Raw genomic sequence first — 18,898 nt, forward strand, 5'->3', positions numbered from 1 at the left:
GCGCGCCCTACGAGGCCTTGCGGAACGTGGCGGCCGGACGCACCGCGCCGAAGCCGAACCGGGCGTTCACCCGGTCCACGGCCGCCTCCGCCGTCAGGTGCGACGCGCGCATCGGGTCCAGCGAGAGCTGCCGGGCCACGCGCTCGACGCCGGTGAGGTCCTCGGCGCGCAGCCCCATGCCGGCCAGGCGCGCCCGCTGCAGGCCGGCCGAGTCCATCAACTGGTAGGCCAGGGTCCGCAGATCCTCCTCGTGCGCGGACGGCTCCACCAGCCGCCGGGTCTTCTCCCAGCGCCCGCCGCCGGTGAACCGCAGCGTCAGGGACAGGGACCCGGCGACCTGCCGGCGGCCGCGCAGCATCGCCCCCAGCCGCACCACCAGGTCGAGGAGCGCGGCCCGTACGAGAGGACCGTCGAGCTCGTGCCGGGTGAAGCGGTGCGTCGCACCGGCCGACGGCGGCAGGTCCTTGGGGGCGACGGGGCGGGGGTCCGTGCCGCGCGCCCGTTCCGCGGCCAGCCGGCCCGCGCGCCGGCCGAGGATCCGTTCGACGACGCCCGGCGACACCGCGGCGACCGCCCCGATGGTGTGCAGCCCGTATGTGCGCAGCGCCTCGGCCTGTTTGGGGCCGATGCCGTGCAGCGCCTCGACCGGCAGCGGCGCCAGGAAGGCGTCCGCCGTGCCCTCGGGCACGGTCAGGACGCCGCCCGGTCCCGCCACGCGGTCCGAGGCCGTCGCCGCCACCGCCCATGTCTCCGCGACCCCGATCCGCAGGTCCGTGGCCAGCCGGGCCATCGCGCGCAGCCGTACCAGCCCCGCGATCCGTTCGGCGTCGGCGTCGAAGTACCGCTGCGCGCCCCGCGCCTGCACCAGCGCCGCCCGGGGCGGAACGGCCTGGACGACGGGGGAGAACTCGCGCAGCAGATCCAGCACCGCCCGGTAGCCCTCCTCGGGCAGGGACGGAGCGCAGCGCACATGCAGGATGCTCGCCGCGCCGCCGGGCCGGGGGGTGTCGCGCCGGAAGGTGCCGTCGTACGTCATCGTCCCGCGCTCCCCGGGCTGGAGTGCCAGAGCTTGCGGCCGGTGGGGACGCCCTCGCCGGCGGGGCGCAGGTCGGCCCACGGGTGCATCTCGTAGCCGGTGGACATCCGGACCCGGCGGCCCTCGGGCGGCGCGGCGGGGAGGACCACGGGCTCGTCCGGGGTCTCTCCCAAGGTCTCGGCCAGCCGGGCCGCGACCGCCTCCAGGCCGCCCTGCCCGCGCAGTTCGACGAGTTCGGCGAGGTTCCAGGCGGCGGCGCCGACGACGGACAGGCTCTGCGGGCCGCGGCGCTGGACCACCCCGCGGACCAGCAGCAGCCAGGAGTGGAAGACGGTGTGCGCGCAGGCCTCGTGGCTGTCGTCGAAGAAGGCGAGGTCGACCAGGCCGGTGCCGTCGTCGAGGGTGGTGAAGATGACCCGGCGCCCGGAGCGGATGGGCGGGGTCTGGGTGGCCGCTTTGGCGCCGGCGACCAGGACGGTCTCGCCGTGCCGCACCTCGCGCAACCGGTTCGCCGGGATCGCGCCCAGCTCCTCCAGGAAGGCGAGGTGGTCGTCCATCAGATGCCGGGAGGCGTCCATGCCGAGCACGTCGAGCTCGGCGCCGAGCCGTTCACCGGCGTCCATGTCGGGCAGGCCGGCCGGCGGGGACGCCGCCGCCTCTCCCCCGGTGAGGGCGAGTTGCCCGTCGTACGCGGAGGCGCGGCCCTGCCGGTGCAGCTCGGCGACCTGGAGCAGCAGGTCGCGGCGGTTGCCGCCGAACGCGTCCAGCGCGCCGACCTGCACCAGCCGTTCGGCCACGGCCCGGCCCGGACGGGCGCGTTCCCACAGGTCCTGGAGCGAGGTGTAGGGCTGCCCGGCGGTGATCCGGGCGACCTCGGCCTCGCTGATACCGTGCACCTCCGACAGGGCGAGCCGCAGTCCCCACACCCCGGCACCGCCTTCCCCACCCCCCTCATCGGACACCAGTTCGATTCGATAGGCCGCGCCCGACCGGCTGACGTCCAGCGGCAGCACCGGCACCCCGCGCCGCCGGGCGTCCGCGAGCAGCAGCCGCTTGGGGTACATCCCCGGGTCGTGGGTGAGCACCCCGGCGTAGAAGGCCGCCGGATGGTGCGCCTTGAGCCAGGCCGACTGATAGGTGGGCACGGCGAAGGCGACGGCGTGCGCCTTGCAGAAGCCGTACGCGCCGAAGGCCGAGACGATCTCCCAGGTGTGCCGGACGACCTCGCGGGGGTAACCGCGCTCCCGTGCCCGGGCCGCGAACCAGGCCCGCACCCGGCCCTGCCGCGTCTCGTCCGACAGCGCGCGCCGGGCCTCGTCGGCGAACCCCCGGTCGCAACCGGTCATCACGCGCATGATCTCGATCAACTGCTCGTGGAACACGACGACTCCATAGGTCTCGCTCAGCACTTCCTCCAGGGCGGGATGCGGATAGTGGACGGGCTTGCGGCCGTGCCGGGCCTCGATGAAGGGCCGCACCATGTCGGCGGCGACCGGGCCGGGGCGGAAGAGCGAGATGTCCACGACCAGGTCGTGGAAGGTGCCGGGCTGCAGCCGCCCCACCAGGTCGCGCTGGCCGGGCGACTCGATCTGGAAGCAGCCCAGCGTCTCGGCGGAGCGGATGAGTTCGTAGGTGGCCGGATCGCCCGGCGGGACCTGCGCCGGGTCGTCCAGGTCGATCCGGCCGCCGCCGGTCCGTTCCACCTCGTCCAGGGCGTACGCCATCGCGGACTGCATCCGCACCCCGAGCACGTCGAGCTTGAGCAGCCCGAGGTCCTCGACGTCGTCCTTGTCGAACTGCGACATCGGGAAGCCCTCGCCGCTGGTCGGCATCACCGGCGTGCGGTCCAGCAGCCCGGCGTCCGAGAGCAGCACTCCGCACGGGTGCATGGCGACCCCGCGCGGCAGCGCGTCCAGCGCCTCGACCAGCTCCCACAGCCGGCCGTGGTCCTCCCCCGCCACCTCCCGCAGCTCGGGCAGTTCGGCGAGCGCGGCCCGCGCGTCGCGCGCCCGGATGTGCGGGAAGGCCTTGGCCAGCCGGTCGGTCTGCTCCGGTTCCAGCCCCAGGGCGGCGCCCACGTCGCGCACCGCGTGCCGGACCCGGTAGGTCTCGGGCATGGCGACGGTGGCGACCCGCTCGCCGCCGAAGCGGTCCAGGATGCGCCGGTAGACCTCCAGCCGGCGGGCGGACTCCACGTCGATGTCGATGTCGGGCAGGGAGGCCCGCCTGCCGGACAGGAAGCGCTCCATCAGCAGGTGGTGCTCGACCGGGTCGGCGGCGGCGATGCCCAGCAGGTGGTTGACGAGCGAGCCCGCGCCGGAGCCGCGCGCGGCGACCCGGATGCCCATCTCCTTCACGTCGGCGACGACCTGGCCGACGGTGAGGAAGTACGAGGCGAAGCCGAGCTGCTCGATGATCCGCAGTTCGTCCTCCAGCCGCGCCCAGTACTCCGGTTCGCGGTCGTGCCCGGTGCGGACCATCCCGGCGGCGCAGCGCGAGCGCAGGACGCGGTCGGCGGTGCGGGCGCCGGCCCCCACCGTCTCCGGCTCGGGGAAGTGGACCTGGCCGATCCCCAGGTCGTCGGCGGGGTCGACGGCACAGGCCGCGGCGGTCTCCTCGGTGGTGCGCAGCAGCCGGTGCGCGTCCGAGCGGCGGAAGCCGGCCGCCTCCATGATCCGCTCGGCGGTGCGCGCCATGTCCCCCGCGTCCTTCAGCCAGCGCTCACCGCCGTCCAGGCCCTCCGCCTTGCGGATGTCGATGGGCACGAGCCGGCGCGCCGAGTCCAGCACGTCGGCCACCTCCCCCTGCCCGGGGTCGGCGTAGCGGACGGCGTTGGTCAGCACGGGGGTCACTCCCTGCTCGGCGGCGAAACCGACGACGCGCGCGGCCAGCCGCAGCGATCCCGGCCCGGTGCCGGTACGGCCGTGGTGGGCGGCCTCCAGGCGCAGCGCGTCCCCGTACGCCGCCCGCCAGGGGCGCAGCAGCTTCGCGGCCCGGTCGGGGCGGCCGGCGGCGAGCGCCCGGCCGACCTCGGAGTCCGCGCCCAGCAGCACGAACACCCCCTCCTGGCCCAGGTCCTCCCAGCCCAGCCCCGCGTCCCCGGCATGGGCGGCGCTGATCAGCCGGCACAGCGCGGCCCAGCCGCGCCGGTCCCGGGCGAGGAAGACCGCCCGGTCGGTCGCCTCCGGGACGAAGGAGCCACCACGCACCGGAGTGCGCCGCCGTCCGCCGGACGGGCGGTCGGCCTGCCCGTCGTACGCCGCGGGGACCGCGAGCGAGGCGCCGAACAGCGGCCGCACCCCGGCCCGCGCGCAGGCCTTGGCGAAGCGCACCACGCCGGCCACGGTGTCCCGGTCGGTCAGCGCCAGCGCGTCCATGCCCCGCTCGGCGGCGCGCTCGGCCAGCCGCTCCGGGTGCGAGGCCCCGTACCGCAGCGAGAAGCCGGAGACGGTGTGCAGATGCGTGAATCCCGGCATACGCACCTCCGACCGCTCACGTCTCCCCCCTTCCGGACCCTCCGGTACCCACCATAGACCACTTCTCGAACACACGTACGAAGACATGCCGGAGACGTGCCGTCGACGTGCCGGATCCCTGTCCTCCGCCACCCTCCGCGTGGTTTCCTGCACACGACGTCACTGCCGGCGCGCACCCGAGGGGGAAGTCGCCATGCCGATGCTGCTGGTCAAAGGGTCCTTCCAGATAACCGGCACCGAGCCGGACGGCGACACCGTGGGCTTCGTCCCCACCCGCCACCCGGACTGGAACCGCGTCCCCGGAGCGGCGCGGCTCGACCTCACCAACTCCTGCCGGGGCAAGCTGCGCCTGGACGCCGTCGACGCGCTGGAGACCCACTACGGACCCACCTCGGCCCCGGCCCACCAGCCGCTGCCCTTCGCCCACGCGGCCCGGGACGAACTGCTCGCGTGGCTGGGGTTCACCGAGGTGCGGCGCGCGCCGGACAGCGAACGGGTCGTCTCCGCCGTCCCCGAGAGCGTGCCCGGGTGGATCCTCACCGGCGGGGTCGACGTGCACGGCCGCTGCGTCGCGCTGGCCGGGCGCGGCCCGCTGCCGGAGGACACCCGCAGCGGCCAGGAGGTGACGGTCGGCGTGCCGCTGCTGCGCCGGACGGTCAACCACCACCTGATCGCGCGGGGGCTGGCCTACCCGACCTTCTACGGCAATCTCTTCGCGGACCTGCGCGAGGAGCTGGCCGCGGTCACCCGGCAGGCCAGGAGCGCGGGAACGGGGCTGTGGCCGGTGGACGCGAGCACCGCGGGGGCGAAGGTCACCGGGCTCTCCTCGCTCACCGACGAGGCGGTGGTCGTCCCCAAGCTCTTCCGGCGCCTCTTCGACCACCTCGCGTCCGGCGAGCTCTCCCCCTCCCCTTCACCGTCCCCTGCATCGTCCTTCCGCGCCTTCCTGGCGGGGGCGGCCGACGAGTACCGGATCCTGTCCTCGGCCACCCCGCGCGCGCTGGTACGCGGGCTGCACCACGTCGTCGAGGTCACGGACGACGGCATGGTGCGGATGACCGTGCCGATCGAGGACCTGGTCTTCAGCGAGGCCTGACGGACGGGGCCAACTCCGCCGCCCAGCGCAGCAGTTCCTCGTCCTCCCCGGGACGCCCGACGACCTGCAGCCCCAGCGGCAGGCCGTTCGCGGCGTACCCGGCGGGCAGACTCACCGCGGGGAGGCCCGCGTTGCTCCACGGCAGGCACATCACCGCGTCGCCGGTGCTGCCGAGGCCGAACGGGGCCGGGCCGGTGGCGGGCGGCGCCAGCCACGCGTCGATCCGCTCCCGCTCCATCGCGTCCAGCAGCCGGCCCCGGACGGCCCGGCGCTCGCGCACGGCCCGCTCGTAGTCGTCGCGGGCGATCGCCTGCCCCTCGCGGATGGCGGCGACGGTCTGCTCGCGGTAGAGGTGGCCGTGGCGGGGGAACCAGTCGGCGTGCGTGCGGGCCACCTCGTAGCGGTTCATGGTGAACAACTGCCGTACGACCGCCTCGAACTCCCCTGGGCCGTCCATCACCGGGACCTCGCGCACGGTCCAGCCCGCCGCCGCCAGCCGGGCGGTCTGCGCGGCGAAGGCCGCCCGCGCCTCCGCCCCGGCCCGCTCCAGGTACGGCCCGGCCGGGACGCCGAGCACCGGGCGCCGTTCCCGTTCCCCTTGACCTTGACCTTGACCTTGACCTTCGCCTCCGCCTCCGCCTTCCCGCCAGTCGTCGCACAGCACGGACGCGCCGAGAGCAGCGGCCGCGACGTCCACGGCGAGCACGCCGACCGTGTCGAAGCTCGGGGCGTTGGCGATCACCCCGTCCACCGGGATCCGCCCGAAGGTCGGCTTGAAGCCCACCACCCCGCAGAAGGCCGCGGGCCGGATCACCGAGCCCACGGTCTGCGTGCCGACGGCCAGCGGCACCATGCCCGCGGCCACGGCCGCCGCCGATCCGCTGCTCGAACCACCCGGCGTGTGCGCGGTGTTGTGCGGGTTGCGGGTCGGCCCCGGCGCGGTCACCGCGAATTCGGCCGTCACCGTCTTCCCCGCGATCAGCGCCCCCGCCGCGCGCAACCGGTCCACCAGCGACGCCTGCGGCCCGGCCAGCACCTCCGCCGGCACCCGCGACCCGGCGCGGGTCTGCGTCCCGTCGCACCGCACGATGTCCTTGACGCCCACCGCGACCCCGGACAGCACGCCTAGCGGCGCCGCGGCCGCCTCCGCCGCGAGCCGGCCCCGCCGGTCGGGCTCGGGCACGAACGCCCGCACCCGGGCGTCGAGCCGGTCGATACGGTCACACACCACTGCCACGCGATCCACCCGGTCCGTCACGGCGGTTCACGCTACGCCCGAACCTCTGGCCTTGCTCAAGCGGGGCGTCCCGCCCTGCGCCGGCGGGCACACCGCCTCCAGGGGGTGGTGGGAATGTCCTGGATCGCATGGCTCGCATGGACATGTTCCGCGGTCGCGGTGGGACTGCTCGCCGCGGCGGCCGTACTGCTGCGCGCGCCGCGCGCTTCACTCGATGAGGTGACGGATCCGTACGAGGCGGCGTATCTGCGCGACGGTCCGCGCGGCGCGGCCACCGTGGCCCTGCTCGCGCTCCATCTGCGCGGCACCGTGGACGCCGGGCCGCACGGCACCGCACGTATCTCCGGCGCGATGGCCGGGCTGTCGCATCCGCTGCAACTGGCGGTCTACAAGGCGCTGTACCGGCCCTCGGGCGTGAACGCCGTCGCCGCGTCCCGCCCCGTGCGGAGGGAGACCGACGCCCTGCGCGAGCGGCTGGCCGCCGCCGGGCTGGTCCGCCGCGCCCGTGGGCTGCGCGCAGCCCGCGGGCCGGCGTGCGCCGCCGCGGTGGCGGCGGTTCCGCTGGTGGGCGCGGCGGCCTGGGGGCCGGTGCTCCGGGTGGCGGTCCCCGCCGCGCTGGTTGCCGGGGCCTGCGCCGTGTGGGCGGTCCCGTGGCGCACCCGCGCCGGCGACCGCGCGCTGCGGCGGACCCGCGAACGCTTCCCCTTCACCCGGTCCCGGTCCCGGTCGCTGTCGCCCGAGTCCGCCCTGCTCGCCGCCGCCCTCCACGGTGCGCCCGCCCTGCGCGCCGCCGCCCCGCACTTCACCCGGGACAGCGGGCTGCTGGCCGGCCGCGACCGTACGGACAGCCTCTACATCTCCCGCTTCGGGACGTCCGGCGGCGGCCTCGGCTGCGGCACAGGCGGCGGAGAGTGAGGGTACGCGCCGCCCGGCGCCGCCCAAACCCGGCGGCGGTGCGAGATGGGTCACGTCCGGACGTCACGCGCGTATCCCTTCGTCCCGCGCGTCAACACGCGTCACGCCCCGGGTGCCCGAAGACCCCGAAGGGGTTGCGAAGGCAAGGGGACGGCACGGTTTACTGACCGCCATGACCGCGACCGACATCACGCTCAGACCCGCGGCGCACCCCGGCCGGCTGCGCATGCTGAACCATCTGCGCCGCCTCGCGGCCGCGGGCCTCGTGGAGCCGCCGTGCGCACGGCAGCAGCACCGGGCCGGCGACGGCGGACCCACCGAGCACGCCGAGCACACCGACGCCGAGGACGCCGAGGTCTGGGACGACTTCCGGCACCGGCTCGCGGCACTGCTGGTCGGGCTGCACGAGGACGCGCGGGCGCCCCGCGTCCCGGCACCGCGGACGGTGCAGGTCGGCGCCACCGTGATGGCCTTCCCGCTCAACCGCTGAACCCCCGCGCGCGTGCGCGGCCGGGCCCCGGGACCTCCCGCCGTGGCCCCGGGGCCGCGCGAACCGCGTACGCGTCGGTGCGGTACGTCAGCCGAGTTCCGCGCCCACGGCGGCCAGGGCCGTGGTGACCGGCTGGAAGAACGTCTCGCCGCCCGCCTGGCAGTCCCCACTGCCGCCGGAGGTGAGCCCGATCGCGCTCCCGTCGCGGGTGAACAGCGAGCCCCCGCTGTCCCCCGGTTCCGCGCAGACGTCGGTCTGGATGAGCCCGGTGACGGTGCCCTCCGGGTAGTTGACCGTGGCGTCGAGGCCGAGGACGCTGCCGCCGTGCAGCCCGGTGGTGCTGCCCATGCGGAACACCTCCTGGCCCACCGCGGCGTCCGCCGCCCCGGTGATCGGCAGCGCCTGGCCGTTACCGAGATCGACCTGGCCGGGCGCGTCGGTGCCCGGGTCGTCGTACGTCACGAGGGCGAAGTCGCCGTTGCCGGGGAAGGTCGCGGCCGCCACCGTCGCGAGGGGGGAGGCGCCCTGCGTGTCGGACCAGGCGGGGAAGGCGACGCCGCAGTGGCCTGCGGTCAGGAAGGCCGGAGCCCCGTCCTTGAGGACGTTGAAGCCGAGCGAACAGCGCGCCCCGTCGGCGAAGATCGCGTCACCGCCGGCCACGAAGGGCGTGATCCGGCCCGCGGACCTCTCGATCCTGGCCATGCCGCCGCCCAGCGACCGCACGGTGGACTGGAGCCTGTCCCAGTTCTCACCGGTGACGGTGCGGTCCGCGGTGACCAGGATCTGATTGGTCCTGGGGTCGACGGCCCATGCGGTGCCCGGGATGGTGGCGTTCTGCCGCAACGTCCCCGCCGCGCCGGTCAGTTCGGCGGTGGTGTTGCGGACCTGGCGGGTCACGGCACCGGCCTGCCGGGCCTGGCGGACGGCCTCGGCGTCGTCCCCCGCGACGTTGACCACGAGCCGCCGGGCGGCCGGGTCGTAGTAGGCGCCCGCGATCGACGAGCCGAACTCCGCGGTGAGCCGGGAGGCCGCCTCCGCCGCCGCCCGGGCGCTCAGCGCCTGCGGCGGCGCGGCGTCCCGCGACGGTGCCGGGGACTGCGACGCGTTGGCGTTCGGCAGCAGCACCGCGGCCGCGGCGACCGCGGCGACACCGGCCGCGACCAGCGCGATCTTCCGTTTCGGTAGGTGTTTGTGCTTCAACTCATGACCTCCTGTGGGGGGATACGGGGTCCGGTCGTCGACAGCGAAGGGGAAGCGCCGTGCCGTGGGTCATACGGGGCTCCGGCGCGTTGTGTTCATGCCGGCAAATTCGCTCGACCCCGCCCCGGGTATGTGGTGGACTCCGCCCGATGAGCACTTCCGAACCCTCCGCGACGGCGCTGGAGTACCGCGCCGCATACGACGCGCAGCTGCGCGCCCGTGTCCCCGACGGCTTCTCCCGGCACGCGTCGGTGGAGCGGGTCGGCCCCCTGTTGCGCAAGACCTACCGCCACGGCGAGGCGGGCTTCCTCGACTACCGCGACCTCGGCGGACTGGACGGGCCGGAGCTGGACGCCCTGATCGCCGGGGAGCGGGACCACTTCGCGGGCCTCGGCATGGCGGTGGAGTGGAAGTATTTCGGGCACGACCTGCCGCAGGAGCTGCCGGAGCGCCTGACGGCGGCCGGATTCGCGCCCGACGAGCCGGAGACGGTCATGGTGGGCGAGGCCGCGGCGCTGGCCGGCGAGCCGCGGCCGCCGGAGGGCGTGACACTGCGCGAGGTCACCTCACGCGCGGACTTCGAACGCATCCGCGCCATGGAGGAGGAGATCTGGGGCGTCTCCCACGACTGGCTGCCGGACATGCTGGAGAGCGAGGTGGCGGCCGGACCGGGCGACCCGTGTGTGGTGGTCGTCGCCGAGGACGGTGACACCGTGGTCTGCGCGGGCTGGGCCCGCTTCCACCGGGGCACGGACTTCGTCTCGCTGTGGGGCGGCTCGACGCTGCCGCGGTGGCGCGGACGCGGTGTCTACCGGGCGACGGTGGCACACCGGGCCCGGCTGGCGGTGGCCGCGGGCCACCGCTTCGTGCAGGTCGACGCCTCGGCGGACAGCGCGCCCGTCCTGCGGCGACTGGGCCTGGTGGCGGTCACGACGACCGTCCCCTACGTCTGGTCCCCGGACCCGGACCCGGCGGACGACCCCGGTCCCGCCTGAGACCTCCGGTCCACCGCCGGCGACCGCCCGGTTCCGGCGGCCGCACCTGTCCGGGTCACTGGCTGTCCGTGGCCACCGCCCTCACCCCGCGACGGCCGGGCCCGGTCGCGGGGCACAGCGACCGCCCTGCCTCCGGTGGACGCACCGCGTCACACCGCGTCGGTCGGCCGCGGCCGGACGCTGTCGAGCAGCGGATCGCGCAGCTCGCCGGGGACCACCCCCGCCGCAGGCGGGGACGGCGGCGGCACGGACTCGCGCGGCATCTCGACGGGGGCGGCCGGAGCGGGGGCCGCCGGAGCAGGGGCGGACGGGCCCGACTGTGCGCGTTCCAGGAAGCGCAGCAGTTCCACCGGGAACGGCAGGACGAGCGTCGAGTTCTTCTCCGCGGCCACCGCGACGACCGTCTGCAGCAGCCGCAACTGCAGCGCGGCCGGGGCGTCGCCCATCACGTGCGCGGCCTGGGCCAGCTTCTTGGACGCCTGGAACTCCGCGTCCGCGTTGATGATCCGGGCCCGGCGCTCCCGCTCGGACTCGGCCTGGCGGGCCATCGAGCGCTTCATCGTCTCCGGCAGCGACACGTCCTTGATCTCGACGCGGTCGATCTGCACGCCCCAGCCGATGGCGGGGCTGTCGATCATCAGCTCCAGGCCCTGGTTGAGCTTCTCCCGGTTGGACAGCAGGTCGTCCAGGTCGCTCTTGCCGATGATCGAGCGCAGCGAGGTCTGGGCCATCTGCGAGACCGCGAAGCGGTAGTCCTCGACGTTGATGATCGCGTCGGAGGCGTTGACGACCTTGAAGTAGACCACCGCGTCCACCCGCACGGTGACGTTGTCGCGGGTGATGCCCTCCTGGGCGGGCACCGGCATCGTCACGATCTGCAGGTTCACCTTCCGCATCCGGTCGACGACCGGGACGACCATGGTGAACCCGGGCCCCCGCTCCCCGCCCCTGACCCGGCCGAGGCGGAACACCACGCCTCGCTCGAATTGCTGCACGACTCGGGCGCCGGCCACGAAGTACAGCGCTCCGGCCGAGAGCAAAGCGGCTATCAACTCGACGACCATCACGGCCCCCTGCCGTCCGGGATCGCGTACTTCCACGGTACATCGCGGTGAATCCACCGGATACGGGCGAGGATGCCCCGATCCGGGGGCCGGTACAGGGGGCCCGGCCCGGGGCCCGCTACGCCGCCTCCGGACCCGCCGCGGGGACGGACAGGGCGGTGCGCAGCCAGTCGTCGGCGGCGCCGGGGGTGGGTCGCGCCGGGCCCCACAGCTCACCGGTGAGCTGCCAGTACAGGTCGGCGCGGGGCTCCGCGGCAAGCGTTCCTGCCAGCACGCGCCGGAAGGCGGGGGTGTCCCGGGTGCCGTGCGCCAGGGCGTAGGCGGACACGAAGCAGTCCAGCGCGTCGCCCTCGCGCGGCTCCCGCCCGGCCAGCAGCTCCGCGGCGGCCAGGTCGTACGCCTCGCCGAGTCCCTCGTAGAGCACGGCGGGACGTCCGCCGGCCCCCGACCGGTACTCCTCGGCCCGCAGGCGCGTGCCGTCGGGGCAGGAACCCGTGGTGAAGGCGTGCAGCCGGGCGAAGGCCAGCACCTGGTCCGGCGTCGGGTCGCCGGGAGGCTCCGGCACCGACAACTCCATGATCCGGCCGACCAGTCCGGCGGGGAGCCGCGGCGGCAGCCAGCGCCGCCAGAAACGCCTCATCGGGGCCGTGCTGGGCGGGGTGGACAGCGCGCCGATCAGCCGCAGCCGGTCGGCGCGCTCCGCGGCGGCGCAGTCCCGGAGCGCGTGGAGGGCGGCCTCCCGCCAGCGCAGCGCGGACAGTTGGGTGCCGAGGTCGCGCAGCCGCCCGGCGACGGCGTCCTCCAGCGCGTCCGCCAGGGCGCCCTCACGGTCCAGCAGCCGCCCCACGTCCGGGAGCGGCAGGTCGAGGGTGCGCAGGGAGCGGATCAGCCGGAGCCGGTCGAGTGCCTCGGGGCCGTACCGGCGGTGCCCCCCGGTGCTGCGGCCCGCCTCGGGCAGCAGGCCGCGGTCGGAGTAGAAGCGGACGGTCTTGACGGTGACGCCGGCGTGCGCGGCCAGTTCCCCGATGCTCCACATGCCGTCAGGCGACACGGCTTGAACCTCCCTCAGGGGGAGTTCCTACGGTACCGGCGAGCGCGGAGGCCCGGTACGACGCCCGGGCCCCGCGGACCATGACGTACGGGAGGCGTTCATGACGGTTTTCATCCTGGTCTCCGAGGCCCACACGGGCGGCTGGATCTGGCACGAGGTGGCGGCGCGACTGCGGGAGTCGGGGGCGCGGGCGCATCCGGTGACGCTCACCGGCATGGGCCGGGGCGCCGAGGCGGCGGGACCGGAAACGGACCTGGAGACGCATGTCCGGGACGTGCTGGGACTCCTCGACGCCGTCGGCGAGGGGCCCGAGGTGGTGCTCGTCGGCCACGGTTACGGCATCCACCCGGTGCTCGGCGCCGCCGACCGCCGGCCGGAGCGGGTCGCCCGCGTCGTCCACCTGGACGCGGGGATGCCGGGGGACGGCGACCCGGCGCTCGCGCTGGTGCCCGATCCCGCGGTCCACGAACGGCTGCGGCACGCCGCCGGTGGGCCCGGGGACGACGGGCTCCTCCCCGCGCCCGGCCCGGACGGATGGCAACGGTGGGGCAGCCTCGACGGTGTCCCGGAGGAGGCGCTGGCCCGGCTGACCCGGCTCGCCGCGCCGCAGCCCGCGGGCACGCTCACCCAGCCGCTCCGGCTCTCCGGGGCGGCGGCCAAGGTGCCGGCCACCGGCGTCCTGTGCACCGCCAACGGGTCGGACATCGCCAGGGTCGAGGCCCTGGTCGGCTTCGGGGACCCGCGGTTGCGGGCACTCGTCGATCCGCAGGTCACCTTCTTCGAACTCGCCACCGGGCACTGGCCGATGCTTTCGGTCCCCGGCGAACTGGCCGACGCGCTCCTGCGGGCCGCGGCGGGCGAGGGGCACCGGCTCGGCGGGGCTGCGGGGGCGGGGGCGGAAGCGGGAGGGACAGCCGAACTCCCGCCCCACCTGCGGCCCTTCCTGATGGACCTGCCCGAACGGCCCCGCGAGCGCCACGGCCGGGTCGACCTCCACCTGCCCGACGCCGACGGCCCCCGGCCCGCGGTGGTCCTCGTCCACGGCGGCCCGGTACCCGCGGGCGCGCGGCCGACGCCGCGCGACTGGCCCTCTTTCGTGGGCTACGGCCGGTATCTGGCCGGGCTGGGCGCGGTCTGCGCGACCGTGGACCACCGGCTGCACGGCATGGCCGACTTCGCGCGTGCCGCGGGTGACATCGCCGAGGCGGTGGACCTCGTCCGCGCCGACCCCCGCGTCGACGGCGACCGGGTCGCCCTGTGGTTCTTCTCGATCGGCGGACTGCTCGCGGCGGACTGGCTCGCCGCCCCGCCGGCCTGGCTGCGGTGTGTCGCGGCCAGCTATCCCGTGCTCGCGCCCGTGCCGAACTGGGGCGCGGTGGACGTCCGTTTCCGCCCCGCGACCGCGCTGCGCACGGCCGGTCCCCTGCCGGTGGTGCTGACCCGCGCGGGACGGGAGGCACCGGACATCGCCGCGACGGTCGCGGGCTTCCTCTCCGCCGCCGAGGAGTGCGGCGCCCGCGTCGAGGTGGTCGACGTGCCGCACGGCCGCCACGGCTTCGAGACCCTCGACCCCACCCCGGAGTCCCGCGCCGCCGTCACCCGGGCCGCCGGATCCGTCCTCCGGCACCTCGGCCTCCCCACCCCGTGACCTACGACGCGTCCCCGGCCGTCCGGCCCGTCCGGCCCGCGCCGCGGACCAGGCGGGCGGCGATGTCGCGGAGGCGGTCGGCCAGTTCGGGCGGTTCGTGGACCTCGAAGTCGACGCCGAGGGTGCCGATGTAGAGGGCGAGGACGTCCAGGTACTCCGCGCCCGTGCGCAGCAGGCAGCGGTCGGGGCCGTCGGCCTCGATGGTGGCGAAGCCCCAGGACGCCCGGTCGGCCAGGGACTCGGCGGAGGCGTGCAGGGTCACGACCGCCTGGTGCCGGTAGGCGCGGGAGGTGACGCCCCGGGCGACGTAGGACGCGGCGTCCATGGGCGGCCGGCGGGGGGCGAAGCGCGGCCCGGTGGGGGTTCTGGGCTCCATGCGGTCGACGCGGAAGGTTCGCCAGTCCTGGCGGTCGGTGTCCCAGGCCAGCAGATACCAGCGGCGGCCGTGGTGGACGAGGCTGTGCGGCTCGACGCTGCGGCGGCCGGCCGTGCCGTCGTGCGTGAGGTAGTCGAAGCGGAGGCGTTCGCGGTCGCGGCAGGCCGCGCCGATCAGGGCCAGGACGTCGGGCGCCACGGTGCCCGCCGGCGCCGGTGGGTGTGAGACGGCGACCGCGCCCATGGCCTGCACCCGGTGCCGGAGCCGGGACGGGAGCACCTGCTCCAGCTTGGCCAGGGCGCGCAGGGACGTCTCCTCGATGCCCTCGACGCTGCCGCCCGCGCCCGTGCGCAGGCACAGGGCGACGGCGATCGCCTCCTCGTCGTCGAGCAGGAGCGGGGGCAGGGCGGCGCCCGCGCCCAGCCGGTAGCCGCCGGTGGTGCCGGGGGCGGCGTGCACGGGGTAGCCGAGCGCGCGCAGGCGCTCCACGTCGCGCCGCACGGTCCGGGCGGTGACCTCAAGGCGCTGGGCGAGTTCGGGGCCGGTCCAGTCGCGCCGCGACTGGAGCAGGGAGAGCAGCCGCAGCAAGCGGGCGGAGGTTTCCAGCACCGCGCCAGTCTGGCATCCGTTGCGGACAGCTTCTGACCGCATGAGTGGATACCGTGCCGCCATGGAGACGGAGACCATTCCCGAGGGCGCCGTTCTGGACCGCCGCACCCTCAACCGCTCGCTGCTGGCCCGCCAGTTCCTGCTGCGGCGGGCGGACGTGAGCGCGGAGCAGGTGGTCGGGCACCTGGTGGGGCTTCAGGCGCAGGAGCCGCAGGACCCGTATGTGGCGCTGTGGTCGCGGATCGCGGACTTCGCGCCGGGCGAGCTGTCGGGGATGCTGGCGGACCGCCGCGCGGTGCGCATGTCCCTGCTGCGCTGGACCGTTCACCTGGTGACCGCCGAGGACTGCATGACGCTGCGGCCGGTCGTCCAGGACGTCCTGGAGCGGCGGCTGCTCGGGCAGTTCCGGCGGCAGCTGGCCGGGCTGGACCTCGCGGAGGTCGCCGAGGCGGGCCGCGCGCTCCTGGCCGCCGGCCCGCTCTCCGCGAGCCGGCTCGGCGACGGCCTGCGGGAGCGGTGGCCGGAGCGCGAACGGCTCCCGCTGAGCCTGGCGGTGACCGCGCGTGTGCCGACGGTCCAGCCGCCGCCGCGCGGGCTGTGGCGGACATCGGGCGCCGCCCTGCAGACCCCGGCCGAGCAGTGGCTCGGCCGGGCCTTCGACTTCGCCGGGGACGCCGCCCCGGACCGGACCGTGCTGCGCTGTCTCGCCGCGTTCGGCCCCGCGGCGGTCAAGGACGTCGCCGTGTGGTCCGGGCTCACGGGCGTGCGCGCGGTGGTCGACCGCCTGCGTCCCCGGCTGCGGGTCTACCGCGACGAGAGCGGCGCCGAGTTGTACGACGTCCCCGGCGCGCCCTTCCCCGACCCGGCCACCCCGGCGCCGCCCCGCTTCCTGCCGCAGTACGACAACATCGCGCTGTCGCACGCCGACCGCTCGCGGATCATGCCGCACGCCCCCTCCCCCGGCGCCCCGCCCGTCCCCGCCCTCCCCGGCAGCGGCAGCAACCGCGGCTTCTTCCTCCACGACGGCTTCGTCCACGGACTGTGGCGGATCGAGTCGTCGCGCGGCGCGGCCGTGCTCCACGTCCTGCCGTACGCGCCTCTCCCCCGCGCGGCGCGCGACCCGCTCGCCGCGGAGGGCGAGCACCTGCTGGCCTTCGCGGCACCGGGGACGACGGGACGGGAGGTGCGCTTCACGGCGTGAGCGCCGCCGGGGGGGCACCGCCTGGGGCGCGCCTCCCGCCCCGTCCCCCGCGGGCTCAGTAGAGGGTGACCCGGTACGCCTTCAGCACCTCGGGCAGCGGCTGGTAGAAGGTCGTGCCACCGCCCGTGCAGTCGCCGCTGCCGCCCGACGTCAGGCCCAGCGCCTTGGTGCCGTCGTACAGCGGGCCGCCGGAGTCGCCGGGTTCGGCGCACACATTGGTGCGTATGAGCCCGCGGACGATGTCGCCGCCGCCGTAGTTGACGGTGAAGCCGAGTCCGGTCACGGTGCCGCTGTGCACGCCGGTGGTGGTACCCGCGCGCTTGACGGCTTCGCCCACGTACGCCGTGGCGGCCTTCCTGATGTCCTGCCGGCCGACCTTGCCGGGGTGGCCCTTCGCCGAGTCGTAGCGCACGAGGGCGTAGTCGTCGACCGGGTAGCGGTGGGCGACGGTGGTCCCGAGCGGGCGGGTCTGGGCGGGGTCGGCGTACCAGCGGCCCGCGGCCGCGCCGCAGTGACCGGCCGTCAGGAAGTAGTGGACGCTCCCGGAGCGGACGTTGAAGCCGACCGAGCAGCGGAAGCCACCGCCGTAGGCCGCCGTGCCCCCGGCGGCGAAGTGGCGGAAGGCACCGGGAGCGCGCTCGAAGCGGACGGCGCCGTCGTACGGGCCGGCCGCGCGGCGCAGCGCGTCGAGCCCGGCACGGGAGACCGTCGCGTCGGTCAGGACGACCAGCGTGCCGCTGCCGGGGTCGACGGCCCAGGCGCTGCCGGGGACGTCGGCGGACTCCGCCGCGCGGACCGCCGCGGCAAGGTGGGCCGGCGAGGCCCGGCCGCCGGGGGCCGCCTGGGCGGCGGGCACGGCCAGCACGGTGGCCGCGAGCAGAGTGAACACACCGGCCGGCACGGTGAGGTACCCCGCGTGTCTGGCGGTACCGCTGCGTGAAGTGGTGTCCCTGCGCCCCTTGTTCCTCATTTGTGCCCCCCTACGAGGTTATGCGGTGCCTCGCGGAGTATTGCGACCATACGGCGTACGGACAAGAGGGCCATACGGCGATGTGCCCGGCGGCCGAGGCCGCCGGGCACATCAGGGACGAGAGGGTGGGCGCGGTGCCGGGCGGGTCAGAAGACGCTGACGCCGTAGGCGCTCAGGGCCTCGGTGACCGGCTGGAAGAACGTGGTGCCACCGCTGGAGCAGTTGCCGCTGCCGCCCGAGGTCAGACCGAGCGCGATCCCGCCGGAGGTGTACATGGCACCGCCGGAGTCACCGCCCTCGGCGCAGACGTTGGTGCGGATCATCTGGTAGACCACGTCGCCGCCGCCGTAGTTGACGGTGGCGTTGAGGCCGGTGACCGAACCGCTGTGGATGCCGGTGGTGGAACCGTCACGCAGGACGGCCTGGCCCACGAAGGCGTTGCCGGCGCTGGTGATGTCGGTGTTGCCGGCCGTGCCGCCCTTGGCCACCGAGGTGTTGGTGTACCGGACCAGCGCGTAGTCGTTGGTCGGGAAGCTGTAGCTGACGTTCGTGCCGAGCACGGTGGACTGGCTCGAGTTGGAGTACCAGGTCGAGGCGACCTCACCGCAGTGGCCGGCGGTCAGGAAGTAGTTCGTGCTGCCGCTGCGGACGTTGAAGCCGAGCGAGCAGCGGTAGCCGCCGCCGTAGATGGCGTCGCCGCCCGCGATCAGCCGCTTGAAGGTGCCGGCCGTGCGGCGGAAGGTGACGGCCGCGCCGTAGGGGGCGGTGGCCTTCTGCACCTTGGACAGCTCGGCCCCGGTGACCGTGCTGTCGGCGGTGATCTCCAGGCGGTTGCTCTTGGGGTCGATGACCCACGAGGTACCCGCCACGTCCGCCGCCAGGGCGGCGTTGCCCGCCTTGTTCAGCTGCGCGGTGCTGTGCGTGACCAGCTTGGGAACGGCGCCGGCGGCGCTGACGGCCTGGGCGGCCTTGGTGGTGGTGACGTTGACGACCATGGCCTTGGCCTTGGCGTCGTAGTACGAACCGGCCGTGGAGCCGGTGCCCAGCGACGCGGCGAGCGCCGTGGCGGCCTCCGGCGAGGCCTTGGGGGAGGGTGCGGCCTGGGCGGCGGGCAGGGTGAGCGCGGTGGCCGCGAGCAGACCGGACGCGACCACGGCGATCAGCCGTGCGCGTCTCGGGGCGGGGGTGTGCGTCGTGCGCTTGATCCTCACTCTTGTCCTCCTGTGGGGGAACGGAAGTTGACCCGCGTAGCGCGAGCCCGTGAGGCGCAGCGAGGACTCCGCCATCGTGGGGGATGGCGTGCCCCTGTCAAGCTGCGCACTCGGGGAGTATTCAAGAACGGCGCACAAACGCACAAGGGCAGCTTTCGGCCGCCGGCCCCCGGAAGGCTCCGCCGCCCCGCGGGACGGGACGGCCCCGGCACGGCACCCTCCGGCCCCGTATCGCCTGGTGGGCGCGGATCCCCTCGGCGGCACCCGTGACGCGGGCCGGCGCCGTGCCGCGTGGCGGGAACGGTGCGTGATCGGGGCGGAGA

General features: G+C 75.3%; 15 protein-coding genes. 6 read left to right on the top strand and 9 right to left on the bottom strand.

Annotated elements, in window-relative coordinates; translation table 11 throughout:
• Positions 1-7: 7 nt before the first annotated feature.
• Both ACFWVC_RS18420 and ACFWVC_RS18425 read right to left on the bottom strand, forming a co-directional pair.
• Entirely contained in the window at positions 8-1,036 is a 1,029-nt protein-coding gene (locus ACFWVC_RS18420; protein ID WP_384286444.1) for a hypothetical protein, read from the bottom strand.
• Positions 1,033-4,512, bottom strand: a complete 3,480-nt coding sequence (locus ACFWVC_RS18425; protein ID WP_384286445.1) for a DNA polymerase III subunit alpha — start codon at positions 4,510-4,512, stop codon at positions 1,033-1,035. Before ACFWVC_RS18425 ends, ACFWVC_RS18420 begins: the two co-directional genes overlap by 4 nt.
• Positions 4,513-4,705: 193 nt before the next feature.
• Between ACFWVC_RS18425 and ACFWVC_RS18430 the strand changes: the two genes are divergently transcribed.
• On the top strand, positions 4,706-5,608 hold the full coding sequence (locus ACFWVC_RS18430; RefSeq protein ID WP_384286448.1) for a nuclease: 903 nt from the start codon (positions 4,706-4,708) through the stop codon (positions 5,606-5,608).
• Here ACFWVC_RS18430 and ACFWVC_RS18435 read toward each other — a convergent pair.
• On the bottom strand, positions 5,595-6,845 hold the full coding sequence (locus ACFWVC_RS18435) for an amidase family protein (protein ID WP_384286450.1): 1,251 nt from the start codon (positions 6,843-6,845) through the stop codon (positions 5,595-5,597). The genes ACFWVC_RS18430 and ACFWVC_RS18435 overlap by 14 nt on opposite strands.
• 114 nt (positions 6,846-6,959) lie before the next feature.
• Here ACFWVC_RS18435 and ACFWVC_RS18440 point away from each other — a divergent pair, with 114 nt between their 5' ends.
• Together ACFWVC_RS18440 and ACFWVC_RS18445 are read left to right on the top strand one after the other, a co-directional pair.
• Positions 6,960-7,760 (top strand): TIGR04222 domain-containing membrane protein, encoded by an 801-nt coding sequence (locus ACFWVC_RS18440; protein ID WP_384286452.1) that lies wholly within the window; start codon positions 6,960-6,962, stop codon positions 7,758-7,760.
• A 172-nt stretch (positions 7,761-7,932) separates the two neighbouring features.
• The gene (locus ACFWVC_RS18445; RefSeq protein ID WP_384286455.1) at positions 7,933-8,250 is read left to right on the top strand and encodes a hypothetical protein; all 318 of its coding nucleotides are present in this window, start codon (positions 7,933-7,935) and stop codon (positions 8,248-8,250) included.
• A gap of 87 nt (positions 8,251-8,337) precedes the next feature.
• Here ACFWVC_RS18445 and ACFWVC_RS18450 read toward each other — a convergent pair whose 3' ends face one another.
• The gene (locus ACFWVC_RS18450; RefSeq protein WP_384286457.1) at positions 8,338-9,450 is read right to left on the bottom strand and encodes a S1 family peptidase; all 1,113 of its coding nucleotides are present in this window, start codon (positions 9,448-9,450) and stop codon (positions 8,338-8,340) included.
• Positions 9,451-9,599: 149 nt separating this feature from the next.
• Here ACFWVC_RS18450 and ACFWVC_RS18455 point away from each other — a divergent pair, with 149 nt between their 5' ends.
• On the top strand, positions 9,600-10,445 hold the full coding sequence (locus ACFWVC_RS18455; RefSeq protein WP_384286460.1) for a GNAT family N-acetyltransferase: 846 nt from the start codon (positions 9,600-9,602) through the stop codon (positions 10,443-10,445).
• A 149-nt stretch (positions 10,446-10,594) separates the two neighbouring features.
• Here the strand turns inward: ACFWVC_RS18455 and ACFWVC_RS18460 are convergent, their stop codons facing one another.
• On the bottom strand, positions 10,595-11,509 hold the full coding sequence (locus ACFWVC_RS18460) for a slipin family protein (RefSeq protein ID WP_384286462.1): 915 nt from the start codon (positions 11,507-11,509) through the stop codon (positions 10,595-10,597).
• A 118-nt stretch (positions 11,510-11,627) separates the two neighbouring features.
• On the bottom strand, positions 11,628-12,560 hold the full coding sequence (locus ACFWVC_RS18465) for a MerR family transcriptional regulator (RefSeq protein ID WP_384286465.1): 933 nt from the start codon (positions 12,558-12,560) through the stop codon (positions 11,628-11,630).
• A gap of 100 nt (positions 12,561-12,660) precedes the next feature.
• Here ACFWVC_RS18465 and ACFWVC_RS18470 point away from each other — a divergent pair, with 100 nt between their 5' ends.
• Positions 12,661-14,208 (top strand): alpha/beta hydrolase, encoded by a 1,548-nt coding sequence (locus ACFWVC_RS18470; RefSeq protein ID WP_384286467.1) that lies wholly within the window; start codon positions 12,661-12,663, stop codon positions 14,206-14,208.
• 1 nt (position 14,209) lies between these two features.
• Here the strand turns inward: ACFWVC_RS18470 and ACFWVC_RS18475 are convergent, their stop codons facing one another.
• Positions 14,210-15,193 (bottom strand): helix-turn-helix transcriptional regulator, encoded by a 984-nt coding sequence (locus ACFWVC_RS18475; RefSeq protein WP_384286472.1) that lies wholly within the window; start codon positions 15,191-15,193, stop codon positions 14,210-14,212.
• A 61-nt stretch (positions 15,194-15,254) separates the two neighbouring features.
• Here ACFWVC_RS18475 and ACFWVC_RS18480 point away from each other — a divergent pair, with 61 nt between their 5' ends.
• The gene (locus tag ACFWVC_RS18480) at positions 15,255-16,394 is read left to right on the top strand and encodes a winged helix DNA-binding domain-containing protein (protein WP_384286477.1); all 1,140 of its coding nucleotides are present in this window, start codon (positions 15,255-15,257) and stop codon (positions 16,392-16,394) included.
• A 55-nt stretch (positions 16,395-16,449) separates the two neighbouring features.
• On the opposite strand, the gene ACFWVC_RS18485 is transcribed toward ACFWVC_RS18480, so the two are convergent.
• Both ACFWVC_RS18485 and ACFWVC_RS18490 read right to left on the bottom strand, forming a co-directional pair.
• Positions 16,450-17,364 (bottom strand): S1 family peptidase, encoded by a 915-nt coding sequence (locus ACFWVC_RS18485; protein ID WP_384286481.1) that lies wholly within the window; start codon positions 17,362-17,364, stop codon positions 16,450-16,452.
• Between the two features lie 146 nt (positions 17,365-17,510).
• Entirely contained in the window at positions 17,511-18,575 is a 1,065-nt protein-coding gene (locus tag ACFWVC_RS18490; RefSeq protein ID WP_384286486.1) for a S1 family peptidase, read from the bottom strand.
• Positions 18,576-18,898 lie beyond the last annotated feature (323 nt).

Source organism: Streptomyces sp. NPDC058691, from assembly GCF_042714775.1.
In the GTDB taxonomy this organism is placed as follows: domain Bacteria; phylum Actinomycetota; class Actinomycetes; order Streptomycetales; family Streptomycetaceae; genus Actinacidiphila.

Bases quoted from the DNA above. Each gene is read 5' to 3' on its own strand.
- ACFWVC_RS18425 (WP_384286445.1), bottom strand. From the start codon at position 4,512: ATGCCGGGATTCACGCATCTGCACACCGTCTCCGGCTTCTCGCTGCGG.
- ACFWVC_RS18480 (WP_384286477.1), top strand. From the start codon at position 15,255: ATGGAGACGGAGACCATTCCCGAGGGCGCCGTTCTGGACCGCCGCACC.
- ACFWVC_RS18430 (WP_384286448.1), top strand. From the start codon at position 4,706: ATGCCGATGCTGCTGGTCAAAGGGTCCTTCCAGATAACCGGCACCGAG.
- ACFWVC_RS18470 (WP_384286467.1), top strand. From the start codon at position 12,661: ATGACGGTTTTCATCCTGGTCTCCGAGGCCCACACGGGCGGCTGGATC.
- ACFWVC_RS18440 (WP_384286452.1), top strand. From the start codon at position 6,960: ATGTCCTGGATCGCATGGCTCGCATGGACATGTTCCGCGGTCGCGGTG.
- ACFWVC_RS18455 (WP_384286460.1), top strand. From the start codon at position 9,600: ATGAGCACTTCCGAACCCTCCGCGACGGCGCTGGAGTACCGCGCCGCA.
- ACFWVC_RS18445 (WP_384286455.1), top strand. From the start codon at position 7,933: ATGACCGCGACCGACATCACGCTCAGACCCGCGGCGCACCCCGGCCGG.
- ACFWVC_RS18460 (WP_384286462.1), bottom strand. From the start codon at position 11,509: ATGGTCGTCGAGTTGATAGCCGCTTTGCTCTCGGCCGGAGCGCTGTAC.
- ACFWVC_RS18485 (WP_384286481.1), bottom strand. From the start codon at position 17,364: ATGAGGAACAAGGGGCGCAGGGACACCACTTCACGCAGCGGTACCGCC.
- ACFWVC_RS18420 (WP_384286444.1), bottom strand. From the start codon at position 1,036: ATGACGTACGACGGCACCTTCCGGCGCGACACCCCCCGGCCCGGCGGC.